The sequence below is a fragment of the Isoptericola sp. GX10416 genome (assembly GCF_056590155.1).
The window spans coordinates 144,902-159,336 of sequence record NZ_JBWPVO010000006.1 but is presented as its reverse complement, the minus strand read 5'-3'; the positions used below and the strand labels follow the sequence as shown (position 1 = coordinate 159,336).

At 72.1% G+C, this 14,435-nt stretch carries 9 protein-coding genes; 3 read left to right on the top strand and 6 right to left on the bottom strand.

Annotated elements, in window-relative coordinates; translation table 11 throughout:
• Positions 1–237 precede the first annotated feature (237 nt).
• Genes ACWAT2_RS11125 through ACWAT2_RS11115 form a run of 3 tightly spaced genes read left to right on the top strand, consistent with a single transcriptional unit; the run spans position 238 to position 5,491 of the window.
• Positions 238–2,292, top strand: coding sequence for an alpha-1,4-glucan--maltose-1-phosphate maltosyltransferase (locus tag ACWAT2_RS11125; RefSeq protein WP_402375668.1), 2,055 nt, complete (start codon positions 238–240; stop codon positions 2,290–2,292).
• Positions 2,289–4,085, top strand: a complete 1,797-nt coding sequence (gene treS, locus ACWAT2_RS11120; RefSeq protein WP_402375669.1) for a maltose alpha-D-glucosyltransferase — start codon at positions 2,289–2,291, stop codon at positions 4,083–4,085. Before ACWAT2_RS11125 ends, treS begins: the two co-directional genes overlap by 4 nt.
• A complete protein-coding gene (locus tag ACWAT2_RS11115; protein WP_402375671.1) occupies positions 4,082–5,491 on the top strand; it encodes a phosphotransferase in 1,410 nt (469 codons plus the stop codon). The genes treS and ACWAT2_RS11115 overlap by 4 nt, the downstream gene beginning before the upstream one ends.
• On the opposite strand, the gene ACWAT2_RS11110 is transcribed toward ACWAT2_RS11115, so the two are convergent.
• The 6 genes from ACWAT2_RS11110 to ACWAT2_RS11085 form a co-directional block, all read right to left on the bottom strand.
• Positions 5,475–7,628, bottom strand: coding sequence for an alpha-galactosidase (locus ACWAT2_RS11110; protein ID WP_402375673.1), 2,154 nt, complete (start codon positions 7,626–7,628; stop codon positions 5,475–5,477). The two genes, ACWAT2_RS11115 and ACWAT2_RS11110, sit on opposite strands and share 17 nt — an antisense overlap.
• Positions 7,625–8,608 (bottom strand): glycoside hydrolase family 113, encoded by a 984-nt coding sequence (locus ACWAT2_RS11105; protein WP_402375675.1) that lies wholly within the window; start codon positions 8,606–8,608, stop codon positions 7,625–7,627. Before ACWAT2_RS11105 ends, ACWAT2_RS11110 begins: the two co-directional genes overlap by 4 nt.
• Complete coding sequence (locus ACWAT2_RS11100) at positions 8,605–11,169, bottom strand: glycoside hydrolase family 2 protein (RefSeq protein ID WP_402375676.1); 2,565 nt, start codon at positions 11,167–11,169, stop codon at positions 8,605–8,607. Before ACWAT2_RS11100 ends, ACWAT2_RS11105 begins: the two co-directional genes overlap by 4 nt.
• Positions 11,166–12,077: a carbohydrate ABC transporter permease gene (locus tag ACWAT2_RS11095; RefSeq protein WP_402375678.1), complete on the bottom strand. Its 912-nt coding sequence runs from the start codon at positions 12,075–12,077 to the stop codon at positions 11,166–11,168. Before ACWAT2_RS11095 ends, ACWAT2_RS11100 begins: the two co-directional genes overlap by 4 nt.
• Positions 12,074–13,021, bottom strand: a complete 948-nt coding sequence (locus ACWAT2_RS11090) for a carbohydrate ABC transporter permease (protein ID WP_402375680.1) — start codon at positions 13,019–13,021, stop codon at positions 12,074–12,076. Before ACWAT2_RS11090 ends, ACWAT2_RS11095 begins: the two co-directional genes overlap by 4 nt.
• Positions 13,022–13,086: 65 nt before the next feature.
• Positions 13,087–14,400 carry an ABC transporter substrate-binding protein gene (locus ACWAT2_RS11085; RefSeq protein WP_402375682.1) on the bottom strand — a complete coding sequence of 438 codons (1,314 nt, stop codon included), beginning with the start codon at positions 14,398–14,400 and terminating at the stop codon, positions 13,087–13,089.
• Positions 14,401–14,435 lie beyond the last annotated feature (35 nt).

The following is a 14,435-nucleotide window of genomic DNA, read 5'->3' as shown; positions in this document are numbered from 1 at the left end:
CGTCGTCCATGGCGCCGATCGTGGCAGGGCCGGCCCGGTCGTCGCGGACCCCCTGTGGACAACCAACCGTCCCTGCCGCGAAGTAGCGCCCCCGGGACTCGAATGGAGTACGGGAGGCTCTACTTCGCGACACGAGGAGGCGGCGGACAATGACGGACGACGACGGCGGCGGACGACGACAGGACTCGCCAGCCGGGTGCGCGCGCACCGGACGTCGGGGGTGGATAGCGTGGAGCCGTGACGTCGCCCCAACCAGCACCGCCCCGGCCCATCGGACGCATCCCCGTGCTCGAGGTCTCCCCCGTGATCGAAGGGGGACGCTGGCCCGCCAAGGCCACGCCCGGCGAGGTCGTGCCCGTCGAGGCGACGGTGTTCCGGGAGGGCCACGACGCCGTCGCCGCCACCGCCGTCCTCTTCGGCCCGGACCGCAGGGTCCACTCGTGGGCGCCGATGGAGGACGTCGCGCCGGGTCTGGACCGGTTCCGCGGGTTCCTCCAGCCCGACGCCACCGGTGACTGGTCGTTCCGGGTCGAGGCCTGGTCCGACCCGTACTCGACGTGGGCGCACGACGCCACGATCAAGATCGACGCCGGGCAGGACGTCGACCTCATGCTCGCCGAGGGAGCGCGGCTGTTCGAGCAGATCACCGCGCGGAGCCTCCAGCGGCGCCGCACCCCGCAGGACGCCGAGCTGCTCGCCGACGTCGCCCGGGAGCTCGCCGACACGTCCCGCCCGGCCGAGGCCCGCCTCGCGATGGCCACCACCCACGACGTCCGGGCCGCGCTGCGTCGCATCCCGCTGCGGCGCCTGATGAGCCCGAGCGCCACGTATCCTCTGCGCGTCCACCGCCGGCTCGCGCTGGCCGGCTCCTGGTACGAGATGTTCCCCCGGTCGGAGGGTGCGACGCAGCGCCGGGACGGCACCTGGCGGTCCGGCACGTTCGTCTCGGCGGCGAAGCGGCTGCCCGCGATCGCGGCGATGGGGTTCGACGTCGTCTACCTCACCCCGGTCCACCCCATCGGCACCACGTTCCGCAAGGGACGCAACAACACGCTGGACGCCCAGCCCGGCGACCCGGGCAGTCCTTACGCGATCGGCTCGCCGGAGGGCGGGCACGACGCGATCCATCCCGAGCTCGGGACGGAGCGCGGGTTCAAGGCGTTCGTCGCGCAGGCCCAGGAGAACGGCCTGGAGGTCGCGCTCGACCTGGCGCTGCAGTGCTCGCCCGACCACCCGTGGGTCACCGAGCACCCGGAGTGGTTCACGGTGCGCGCCGACGGGTCGATCGCGTACGCGGAGAACCCGCCGAAGAAGTACCAGGACATCTACCCGCTGAACTTCGACAACGACCCGGCGGGCATCTACGCCGAGGTGCTGCGGGTCGTGCGGTTGTGGATCGCCCGGGGGGTCACCCTGTTCCGGGTGGACAACCCGCACACGAAGCCGCTGGACTTCTGGGAGTGGCTGCTCGCGGAGGTCCACGCGACCGACCCTGACGTCATCTTCCTGTCGGAGGCGTTCACGAAGCCCGCCATGATGGAGACCCTCGCCCGCATCGGGTTCCACCAGTCGTACACGTACTTCACCTGGCGCAACACCAAGGAGGAGGTCCTCGAGTACCTCGAGGAGGTCTCGGGCGAGGCGGGGTCGGTGATGCGGCCGAGCTTCTGGCCGACCACCCACGACATCCTGCCGCCCTACCTGCAGGAGGGCGGCGTCGCGGGTTTCGCGATCCGCGCCGTCCTCGCGGCGACAGGGGCCCCCACTTGGGGCATCTACTCCGGCTACGAGCTCGTCGAGGACGTACCGCGGCCCGGCGCCGACGAACAGATCGACAACGAGAAGTACGAGTACCGGCCGCGCGACTGGGAGCGGGCGGACGAGATCGGCATCTCGATGCTGCTGGGGCGCCTCAACGAGCTGCGCCGCGCCCACCCGGCCCTGCAGCAGCTGCGCAACCTGACCGTGCACACCACCACCAACGACCAGGTCGTCGCCTTCTCCCGCCGGGTGCGGGCCGAGCACCTCCCGGCTGCCGGCCGCCCCGGCGCCACGCAGGACGACGTCGTCCTGGTCGTGCTGACGCTCGACCCCCACCAGGTCCAGGAGTCCACCGTCCTCCTGGACCTCGAGTCGTTGGGGCTGACCCGGCCGGACGGTGTCGAGGACCAGCCGTTCTTCACGGCGCACGACCTGCTCTCCGGCGAGTCCTACCCCTGGGGGCAGCATCCGTACGTCCGCCTGGACCCCCGGCAGCGGGTGGCCCACGTCCTGAGGATCGGTCCGGCATGAACGCGTCCGTGAGCGCCGGGGGCGTCGAGGTGCCCCGCCCGATCACCCGGCAGATCCCCGTGCAGGCACTGCCTCCGCGACAGCAGCCGGAACCGCCACCGCTGGCCAAGCCGGGCCTGAGCGACGACCCGGACTGGTACCGCAAGGCCGTCTTCTACGAGGTCATCGTCCGCGCCTTCTCCGACACGGAGGGGGCGGGCTCGGGTGACCTGCGAGGGATCGTCGACCGGCTCGACTACCTGCAGTGGCTCGGCGTCGACTGCCTGTGGCTGCCCCCGTTCTACCCGTCGCCGCAGCGCGACGGCGGGTACGACGTCGCCGACTTCACGGCGATCGCTCCCCAGTACGGCACGCTGCAGGACTTCCAGCGCCTCATCGAGGCGGCGCACGCGCGCGGCATCCGGGTGGTGATCGACCTGGTCATGAACCACACGAGCGACCAGCACCCGTGGTTCCAGGCGTCCCGCTCGGACCCGGAGGGACCGTACGGCGACTTCTACGTGTGGTCGGACGACGACACGCGCTACCCGGACGCGCGGATCATCTTCGTCGACACCGAGACCTCGAACTGGACGTTCGACCCGGTGCGCCGCCAGTACTACTGGCACCGGTTCTTCAGCCACCAGCCGGACCTCAACTTCGAGAACCCGAAGGTGACGCAGGCGATGATCGACGTCGCCCGGTTCTGGTTGCGGATCGGTGTGGACGGGTTCCGGCTCGACGCCGTGCCGTACCTCTTCGAGGAGGAGGGCACCAACTGCGAGAACCTGCCCCGCACGCACCAGTTCCTGCGCCAGGTGCGCCGGATGATCGACGACGAGTTCCCCGGCCGGATCATGCTCGCCGAGGCCAACCAGTGGCCGCAGGACGTCGTGGAGTACTTCGGCACCGCCGACGAGCCCGAGTGCCACATGTGCTTCCACTTCCCGGTGATGCCGCGCATCTTCTACGCGATCAAGGACCAGCGCGCCAACCAGCTCCTGGACATCATGGCCGACACGCCGGACATCCCCGCCCCGGGCGGGCAGTGGAGCACGTTCCTGCGCAACCACGACGAGCTCACCCTGGAGATGGTCTCGACCGAGGAGCGCGCCGCCATGTACGGCTGGTACGCGCACGACCCGCGCATGCGCGCGAACGTGGGCATCCGCCGTCGGCTCGCCCCGCTGCTGGACAACTCGCGCAAGGAGATCGAGCTCGTCCATGCCCTGCTGCTGTCGCTGCCGGGCAGTCCGTGCCTGTACTACGGCGACGAGATCGGCATGGGCGACAACATCTGGCTCCCGGACCGCGACGCCGTCCGCACCCCGATGCAGTGGACCCCGGACCGCAACGCGGGGTTCTCCACGTCGGACCCCGGCAAGCTGTACCTGCCGCTGATCCAGTCGCTGGTGCACCACTACGAGTACGCGAACGTCGAGGCTCAGCTCGCCCAGCCCTCGTCGCTGCTGCACTGGGTGCACGGCATGCTGGCCGTGCGGCGTCTTCACCCGGCCTTCGGCACGGGGACCTTCACGGCGTGCGCGGCCGACGACGAGGCGGTCCTGGCCTTCACACGCACGGAGGGCGAGACGCTGGTCGTCGCGGCGAACCTGTCCGCCACGGCGCGGTCGGCGACGATCACGCTGGAAGGTCTCGAGGGCTGGTCGCTCACCGACCTGTTCGGTGGTGGGAAGTTCCCTGACGTCGGCAAGGACGGACGCGTCAGGCTCTCGTGGGGGTCGCGCGACTTCTACTGGCTGGTCGCGACCCCGCCCGACGGCGCCGCGGACGACGGCAGCGGGTCGCCGTGACCGACCTCGCCGTGCGGGCCGCCGCGCAGGGACCCGACCCGAGCGTCGCGGCCCTGCTGGCCACGTGGCTACCCACACGGCGCTGGTACCCGGGGCGCGGCGAGGTCCGCGCGGAGGCCTGGCTCGCGGTGACCTTCGATCCTGGCGACGACGGCGAGACCACGGCCGGGCCAGACGGTGCGACCCTCGACGCGACACCGGCGGACGTCGTGCTGCTGCTCACCCGCCTCGAGGGCACCGCGCTGCCCGGTGGCGCCGTCACCGTGCAGGTCCCGCTGGTGATCTGCGACCCGGCGGCGCGCGGCCCGGGGTACATCGACACCGTGACCACGTCGTCGGGGGACGTCGCGGTGCACGACGGCGGTGCGCACCCGGTCTGCTGGCTCACCCTGGCTCGAGCGATGGGCATCGGAGGCGACCCGGTCACCCTGACGGAGCGGGGGCGCGTGCTGGCCGGCGAGCAGTCGAACACCTCGGTGATCCTGCCCGGCGTGCCGTCCGCCGGAGGTGCGGGTGGGATGCTGAAGATCTTGCGGACGGTCGCGGACGGCCCGCATCCCGACGTGGTGGTGCCCCAGGCCCTGACGGCGGACGGCTGGGACGGGGTGCCACGGTTCCTCGGCGCGCTCGAGGTCGACGCCGGCGACGCCGGCCGGGTGCTGCCGGTGCACCTGGCGATCATGTCGGAGCTGGTGCCGCACGCCGCCGACGGGTTCGAGCTGGCCTGCGACGTCGCGAGCCGGGGCGAGTCGTTCGCGGACCATGCGGCGGCCCTCGGGCGGCGGGTCGCCGAGCTGCACGGGCGGATGGCGCGCGTGCTCCCGCCGGGCCCGCCCCTGGACGCGAGGCGATTCGTGGCAGGGCTGCGCGGCCGGGCCGCACGCGCCGTGGCGGACGCACCGTCGCTGGCGGACCACACGATCGAGATCGCCGCCCTGCTCGACGCGCTCGAGGACCGGTTGACCGCCCTGCCGGAGCCGGTCCCGACCCAGCGCATCCACGGCGACCTGCACCTGGGGCAGACGCTGTTCGGCGACGGCACCTGGAAGATCCTCGACTTCGAGGGCGAGCCGCAGCGTCCCGTCGCCGAGCGCACGCGCCCCGACCTGCCGTTACGCGACGTCGCGGGGATGCTGCGGTCCTTCGACTACGCCGCCGCGGTCGGCGCGGCGCCCGACCCGGCCACCTGGCAGGACGAGGCGACCCGCGCCTTCCTGGCGGGCTGCCGCACGGCCGCCGTCCCGCCGTCGGGCACCGGCCTGGACGACGACACCGCGGCGCTGGTGCTGCGCGCGCTGGTGCTCGACAAGGCGCTCTACGAGGTGGTCTACGAGACCCACCACCGCCCGCAGTGGCTGCCCATCCCGCTCGGTGCCGTCGACCGGGTCTTCACCTGGCGGCGGTGACGCGCAGCAGCAGCGCGCGGTCGGCGAAGAGCACCGGCATCGCCAGGCCCACCTCGCCCAGCAGCCGGCCCGGCAGCTCCGCTCCGCCGGCCTCGACCCACGGCAGTCCCGCCCCCCAGCGGGCGGCGATGCCCTCGAGGTCGCGCACCGGCCCGTCGAGCGTCACCCGGTAGCGGCGCCGCGGGTCCAGGCCCGGGAGCCGCACGGGCGGCGGCGGCCACACCTCTGACGACGCCGTGCACACCCACCCGTACAGGGCTTCGTCGCGCTCGGGCGCCACGACGCCGTGCAGGTCGTACGCCGGGTCGGGCACGTCGGCGTGCACCACGCGGCCGGAGTGCAGGAGGCCGCGCCGCTCCTTGTAGAACGCCACCCACTCGGCCAGCCGCCGGCGCTCCGCCGGGTCGGCCTCGGTGACGTCCCACTCGATGCCGAAGTGGCCGAACAGGGCGACGGCGCACCGGAAGTCGAGCGGCAGCGCCCGGTCCGAGGTCGGCGCGACGGGCGCGGAGACGTGCGCACCGAGGAGCTCGTACGGCACGAGCAGCGACGTCCAGCGCTGGATGCCGAGCCGCTCGTGGGCGTCGGTGGAGTCCGACGTCCAGACCCGGTCGGTGTGCTGCAGGATCCCCAGGTCGACGCGGCCGCCGCCCGAGGCGCAGGTCTCGATCTCCAGGCCCGGGTGGCGTGAGCGCAGCTCGTCCATCAGCCGGAGGACGGCGCGGGTCTGGACGTGGACGGCGCCGCGGCCCGACGGCGGCAGGCCCGCCTCACCGACCTCCCGGTTGTGGTCCCACTTGAGGTACGCGATCGGGTGCTCGTCGAGCAGCGCGTCGAGCTGGCCGAGCACGTGGGCGTAGGCGCCGGGGGCGCTCAGGTCGAGCACCTGCTGGTGGCGGCCCGGCGCTGCCCGACGTCCGCCGGGGGCGGTGAGGATCCACTCGGGGTGGGCGCGCGCGAGGTCGGAGTCCGGGTTGACCATCTCCGGCTCCACCCACAGGCCGACGTCCATGCCGAGCCCGCGCACGTGGTCCACCAACGGCTGCAGCCCGTCGGGGTAGACCTCGCGCGAGACCACCCAGTCCCCGAGCCCCGCGGTGTCGTCCCGCCGCGCGCCGAACCAGCCGTCGTCGAGCACGAACCGTTCCGCGCCCACCTCGGCGGCCGCGTCCGCGAGCGCCGTGAGCCGCGCGAGGGAGTGGTCGAACGTGACCGCCTCCCACGTGTTGACGACGACGGGTCGCGGGCGGCGGGGGTGCTCAGGGCGTGAGCGCAACCAGTCGTGCACCCGCGCGCTCGCGTCGTCGAGGCCGACGCCGTAGGTGGCGTAGGTCCAGGGCGAGGTGTACCGCTCACCGGGGCCGAGCCGGACCTCCCCCGGCTCCAGGAGCTCCCCGGCACCCAGCAGCGACACGCCGTGGTAGCTGCGCTCGGCAAGCATCCGCTGGTTGCCCGACCACCCGGGGTGCACGGCCCAGACCTCGCCCGCGCGGGCGCCGAACCCGGGTTCGCCGGCGCAGAGCAGGAACCCGCTGTCGAACCCGGGCCGCCCGCGGTGGCCGTTGCGCTCGTGCGTGCCGTGCGTGAACGGCTGCCGCTGAGGGCTGCGCTCGCGCAGCTGGTGGCCGGTGAAGTCGAGCAGCTCGCGTGCGCGGTCCGGCACGGGCAGCGCGGGCAGGACGCCGACCAGGTCGTACACGCCGTCCGTGCGGGAGGTGAGCGTCGCCCGCAACCGGAGCAGGCCGGTGCGCGCCTGCTCGATCTCCAGGCGCAGGTCGAGCCCGGCGTCGGTGTCGGTCGCGTCGAGGGTCAGGGCCGCCGACCAGGGCGCGGGGCGCTCGGTCCGGGCGACGTCCGTGACGACGAACCGGGTGGACGGCGCCGCACCGGCCCGGTGGCCGGCGACACCGCGTACCCCGGGCCAGCCGGTCGAGGCCTCGGGCAGCACCGACACGGGCATCGGTCCGTCGACGGGATATCCGAACGGCTGGGGCGCGACGCCGAGCGCGAGCGCGTGCAGCTCGTCGGTGGTCGCGCCGAGGTCGGCGCCCCAGTGGACCACCGTGGGCAGGCGGTCGCCGGTGACGGCGAGCACGAGGCTGACCCCACCGGCGCGCAGGTGGTGCAGGCTCCTCATGCGCTCGATGCTCCCTCGCCGAGCCGGCGGTACGTCGCGGCGATCACGTCGGCGGCCGGCTTGCCGTAGGGGCAGTAGTCGTCGTTCGTCGCGGCGTCCTGCGGCGCGTACAGCTCGGCGGGCCAGTCCCACAGCACCCAGCCCTGCACCCACGGCCGGGCGCCACTCGCGGTGAGCATGTCCGCGTACCAGCGTGCCTGCTCGTCGCCGTCGGGGGGCCCCTCGAGCGTCCAGTCGTTGGGCAGGGCCGCGGACCCGGTCCTGCTGGGGCAGCCGGTCTCCATGAAGAAGAACGGCTTGCCCTCCCGGGCGACCACCTTCTCGATGCGGTCGAGCTGGGCCTCCCACTCCCCGAGCGGGTAGTAGCCGGACGCGCTCATCACGTCGACGGCGTCCCACCAGGTGAGGCGGTCCTCCTGGTACTTGTCGCAGTTGTAGGTGATCAGCCCGTCGTAGACCTCCCGCACGGCGGCGACGACGGCGCGCCAGTAGTCCGCGTGAGCGTCCGCGCGAACCATCTCGCAGCCCACGCAGAACATGTCCACGCCCTCGGTGGCCGCGATCCGCGCATGGTGCACCACGAACCGGGTGTACGCGGCGAACCACTGCGACCAGGTGGGCTCGTTCGGCACGTCCGGCTCGAGGAACCCGATGTGGGCGCGCCACGTGCCGTCGGCCACGTTGACCACCGGCTTGAGGCACACCCGCTGGCCGCGCGCCTTGGCGGCCCGCACGGCCCAGCGGACCTCGTCGTCGGTGAGCGTCGGGGCGTCCCGGAACGGGATCTCGGTGGACTGCGCGGTGGCCTGCTCGGCGGCGTACGTCACCGCCGTCCAGGTGGTGGCCAACGAGTCCACCATCGCGTCCATCGACCGCTCGGCCGCCTCCGTGCCCCACGTGCCGCGCACCCCGGTCCAGCCCCACGTCATCCCGAGCACCGGCCCGCCGGGCAGCGGGACCACCGGCACCTGCCCGCTCATCGGCCCGCCTCCACGAGCTGGTTGAGCGAGCGCAGCACTCGGGGCGCCGACACGGCCTCCGCGTCGAGCGTGACGCCGTCGGGCACCGCGACGTGCAGCGTGGCCTCCTCGCCGGGCAGGAGCGTGACGAGCTGGTCGTCCACCCGTGCGTCCGGGTGCAGCTTGTCGGCGAGCAGCGTCAGGTCGCGCACCAGGTTCTGCGCCCGGACCCGGACCCGGTACCCGCCGGGGCAGGGTTCGAGCGTGGTCTCCAGCACCGGCGCCGCGAGCGCCGAGTCACGGGGTTCGGCGAAGAACCACAGCCCGCGCGCGTCGCCCAGGTGGGCGCGCACCAGCTCGCCGGCTGCCTCACCCGCGGTGGCGACGTCGTCGGGCAGCGGCAGCGTGAAGGTGGTGCGCGGCGCGACGTCCACCCGTTCGTGGGCCTTCGCGAGCTCGGTGCCGTCGTCACCCAGGCGTTGCACGACGACGTCACCCGACCAGCGTTCGTCGCTGTCGTTGACGAGCACGGCGGCGAGCCCGTCGCGCCCGTGCGTGCGTCGCGGCTGCACGGTGACCAGGCGGTCCGCGTGGGCGTGCCGCAGCGCGTACAGCAGAGGCTTGGGACGTTCGTCGCCGTCCACCGCCGACCAGGACGTCACCGGCCAGCAGTCGTTGAGCTGCCACACGACGGAGCCCGTGCAGCGCGGCGACCAGGAGCGCAGGTGCTCCACGGCGACCTGCACCGCCGTGGCCTGGTTCCACGACATGGCCCAGTGCCAGTCGTCCATGTCGTCCGGTATCGCCAGGTGGCGCACGAGCCCCAGGCTCAGCTTCTTGTGGCCCTCGATCGCCTTCTGGTGGACCTGCATGCCGGGCGACTCGGGGGTCAGCGGGTCGTCGCTGATCGCACGGGTGAGCGTGGCCCACGTGGGCGGTCCCTGCCAGCCGAACTCCGCCATGAACCGTGGGACGTCGTCGCGGTAGCGGGTCCAGTCGAGGCGGTTCCACACCTCCCAGGAGTGCATGGAGCCGTGGTCGGGGTCGTTCGGGGGGACGGCCGGGTCGTCCGACCAGGGTGACGACGGCGTGTACGGGCGGGTGCCGTCCTCCTCGGACACCACGGTGGGCAGCAGCTCGGTGTAGTAGCCCCAGCCCCACGACCTGCCGGCCAGGAGCGGCTCCCAGCCCCACTCCCGCACGCCCCACACGTTCTCGTTGGAGCCGTTCCACAGCACCAGCGACGGGTGCGGGGTCAGCCGCGCGACGTTCTCGCGGGCTTCCGCCTCCACCTCGGAGCGCAACGGCTCGTCCTCGCTGTAGGCGGCGCAGGCGAAGGCGAAGTCCTGCCAGGTGAGGATGCCGCGCTCGTCGCACAGCTCGTAGAAGTCGTCGGCCTCGTAGATCCCGCCGCCCCACACGCGCAGCAGGTTGACGCCCGCCTGCTCGGCGTGGTCGAGCCGGCGCCCGTAGCGTGCACGGTCCACGCGGTGCACGAACGCGTCGTCCGGGATCCAGTTGGCGCCCTTGACCCACACCGGTCTGTCGTTGACCACCAGCGTGAAGGAGGTGCCGTCGTCGTCCGGGGTCTGGTCCAGCCGGACCGAGCGGAACCCGGTGCGCGTGCGCCAGGTGTCCAGGAGCGCGCCGTCGGCGGCGAGGGTGACCTCGACATCGTACAACGGCTGGGCGCCGTGGCCGCGCGGCCACCACAGGTCGACGTCGTCCACCTCGAGGCGGACGACGGCGGGGCCGCCGTCGGCGGGGACGGTCGCGCTAGCCGTCGGCTCGCCCCGGCCGCCGGCGAGGCGGACCGACACGGTGCCGGACGGCGCACCCGGTGCCGTCACGACGTCGGCGCGGACCTCGAGGTGCCCGCGAGCGCCCTCCGCGGGCCCTGCCTGGTCGCGCGTCCCCTGAGCCGCCTCGTCCCGCCCGACGGATGCGGTCGCGAGCACGCGGACGGTGCCGAGCCGGGCGGTGCGCCAGGTCTCGAGGCGCACGGGGCGCCAGATCCCGACGGTGGCGGCGTCGATCCCCCAGTCCCACCCGAAGTTGGCCGCCATCTTGCGCATCGCGTTGAAGGGATGGTGGTTGACCTGCGGCCGCTGCCCCAGCGCGAGGCTCTGGGCGTCGGCGTACGGCACGGGAGCGGCGAAGCGGACGACGAGCTCGTTGTCACCGTCGGCCAGCAGCTCGGTGACGTCGAGCCGGTAGGAGCGGTGCTGGTTGGCGGTCCGGGCGACCTCGGTGCCGTTGAGCAGCACGGTGGCGACGGTGTCCAGTCCGTCGAAGGCCAGCTCGTGATGCTCGTCGCCGGTACCGGCCCCGTGGGTGAACGTCGTCGTGTACTCCCAGTCGCACCGGCCGATCCAGCCGAGCAGCCGTTCGTGGTCGTCGAGGTACGGGTCGGGGATCAGCCCGGCGGCCATCAGGTCGGTGTGGATGCAGCCCGGCACGGTGGCCGCGACGCCCTGGCCGGCGAGGCGTCCGGCCAGGGGCTCGGGGACGCCGGCGCTCGCGCTCCGGGCGGTCCACCCGGTGTGGAGCGGGGCGGTGCGACGGGAGGAAGGATGGGTCACTTGGTGGCTCCGGAGGTCAGTCCGCTGTAGATCTGCCGCTGCAGCAGGAGGAACGCGACGAGGGTCGGGACGATGACGAGCACCGCACCGGCGGAGATGACCTCCCACTGGGCGCCGAACGGGCCCATGAACCGGAACAGTGACGTCGAGACCACGCCGAGGTCGCGCGAGGGCATGTAGAGGAACGGGATGTAGTACTCGTTGTAGATCGCGATGCCCTTGACGATGACGACCGTCGCGATCGCGGGGCGCAGCAGCGGGAAGATGATCCGTGCGTAGATGGTCAGGCGGTTCGCGCCGTCGAGCATCGCGGCCTCGTCCAGCGACCGGGAGATGCCCCGCATGAACTGCAGGAAGATGTAGATCGAGATGATGTCGGTCCCCGTGAACAGGACGATCGCGGCCCAGCGGGTGTTGAACAGCCCGAGCCCGTTGACCACCTGGAACGTGGCGACCTGTGTGGTCACCGCCGGCACGAGCGTCGCGAGCAGGAACGCCCCCATGACGAGGCGCCGGCCACGGAAGTCGAAGCGGTCGACGGCGTAGGCCGTCATCGTGCCGATGATGATGGTGCCGACGAGCGCCACGACCAGGATGATCGAGGTGTTGAGGAACCCCTGCACCATGCCACCGTCGACGAAGGCGGTGGCGAAGTTGTCGAGGTTGGTCCAGCTCTGCGGGGGTGCCAGGGGGTCGGAGGTCGCGAACTCCTCCTTCGACTTGAAGGCCGCCATGAACACCGTCACCAGCGGGATGATCGCGGCGGCGCAGGCCACCACGAGGCTGGCGTACTTCGCGGTGGTGGCCACGGGGCCGAGCAGCGGGTGCATGGCACGCAGGCCGTGCCGGGCGCGCAGCACCGTCCGCTCGACGGGTCCGGTCCGGCCGGGCAGCGTCGTCGCGCTCATGTCAGGTCCACCTTCTCGTCCGGGAGGATCCGGCGCTGGACCCAGGTGATGAGCAGCACGATGAGCAGCAGGACCACGGCCATCGCCGACGCGAGGCCGAACTTCTTGAACTCGAAAGCCTGCTGGACGGTCTGGATGACGAACGTCGTCGTGCCGTTGGCCCCGCCGGTCATGATCCAGGGGATCTCGAACACCGCCAGGGAGCCGGAGATCGCCAGGATCGTCATGAGGCCGATCACCTGCTTGATCCCCGGGGCGATGATGAAGCGGAACTTCTGCCAGCTCGTGGCGCCGTCCAGGTCCGCAGCCTCGAAGAGCTCGGCCGGGATCGACTGGATCGCCCCGAGGAACAGCACGAAGTTCAGCCCCATGTAGCGCCAGACGCTGGTCGACGCCAGGGAGATGTTCGCCAGGTCGGGGTCGCCCAGCCACTGCGGGGGCTCGGCGACGCCGACGAGCGCCAGCACCGCATCCAGGGTGCCCCCGGGGCGCAGGAAGAACAGGAACACCAGCCCGATCGCGACGCCGTTGATCAGGTAGGGGAAGAACAGGATCCCCTTGAAGAGGTTCCGCACGCGGGTGCGGAAGCTGAGGACGGTCGCGAAGTACAGGGCCAGCACGAGCTGCAGGAACGCGCCCGCCAGGTAGTACAGGCTCACGAGGAAGACGCTGAACATGTCCGGGTCGGTGAAGATCCGCTGGTAGTTGTCCAACCCGACGGGCTCCTTGACCGGCGCCATCCCGTCCCAGCTCGTGAAGCTGTACCAGACCATGTTGGCGACCGGGACGTACGTGAACAGCACCAGCAGACCCAGGGGCACGAGCAGGAAGAGCCACGGGGTGACCTTCCAGCCGCGACCGGGCCCACGCCGTCGTGGCGCCGGTGCCGGGAGGGCCGTGGAGCGGGCTGCCGCTCCACGGACCGGGGACGAGACCGTCGACATGGCGGTCCTCCTCTCGGTGGGGTCCCCGGGGCGAGGACGCCAGGTCGCCGCCCCGGGGCGTTCGGTCACTCGCCGACGGTCGCGCGGGCGTCGGCCCAGCGCTGGTTCAGCTCGGCGAAGTACGACTCCTTGTCCCCGTCCGCGGCACCGCGGGCGATGTCCACGAGCTTCTGCCGGTAGATGTTGCCGTAGAGGTCGATCTCGGCGGTGTTGACGACGTCGGTCTCGTGGGCCTCCTGGCCCGCCGGGGCGGGCGTCATCTCCACGTACTCCACGCCGGCCGCCTCGAAGTCACCCAGGGTGTCCGGCGTCGGGCCGTCGAGCAGCGGGGAGATGCCACCCTCGTCGAAGGCGTAGCCGGACTCCTCGGCGAACCAGTCGATCCAGGCGCGGGCCGCGGCCTTGTGCTCGCTGTTGACGTTGACGGCGTTCTTGTAGTCCCCGGCGACCTGGGCGTGGAACGTGCCGTCGACCTGGTGCGGGAACGGCATGTACCCGATGTCGTCCGCCGACGCCCCGGCGTCCTCGGCAGACTGCTGCATCTGGGTGATGGCCCAGGAGCCGAGCAGCATGGTGGCGACCTGGCCCGTACCGAGCAGCGTCTTGGACTCCTCCCAGTTCGTCGTGGTCGGGTCGTCCTCGCTGAGGCCCTTCGCGACCACGTCGTACAGCAGCCCGTCGGAGATGCCGTGCCACTCGTCGGCGGCCCAGGGGGTGTCGGAGTGGGCCACGTGGGTGTTCTGGTAGTCGGGGTCGCCCATGGCCCCGCGGTTGCCGTCCCACTGGCTCAGCGGCCAGCCGTCGGCGTAGTTGGTGTAGTACGGGACGGCGTCGGTCTCGTCCGCGATGGCCTGCAGGTCGGCCAGGAACTCGTCCGGCGTGGTGGGCAGGTCGGTGATCCCGGCCTCCTGCCAGACCTTCTTGTTGTAGACGAGACCCTGGGTGTTGACGGTGATGGAGACGCCGTAGACCTCGTCCTCGAACGCCGCCTCCTCCACGAGGCGGTAGGTCTGGCCCAGCTCGTCCACGGTGCCCAGCGGCTCGAAGAAGCTCGCGTACTGGTCCTTGGTCACGCTGTTGGGGATGAGCAGGACGTCGCCGTAGTCGGACGTGTTCATCCGGACGGCGATCTCGCCCTCGTAGTCGGTGAGCGCCTCGAAGTTGACCGTGACCTGCGGGTACTCCGCCTCGAACTGCTCCTTGTAGTCGGCGAAGACGGTGTCGACGATGTCGGTGCGCTGCGTGATGACGGTGATCTCGCCGGACGGCTCGCCGTCGTCGGCGGCCTCGCCCGGGTCGGTGCCGCCGCCGCAGGCGGACAGGGCGAGCGCGGCGGCCGCTGTGGCGGCCACGCCGGTGATGTTGTGCCTCGTTGCCATGTCGTGCTCGATTCCGGTCGTCGTTGACGGGGTGA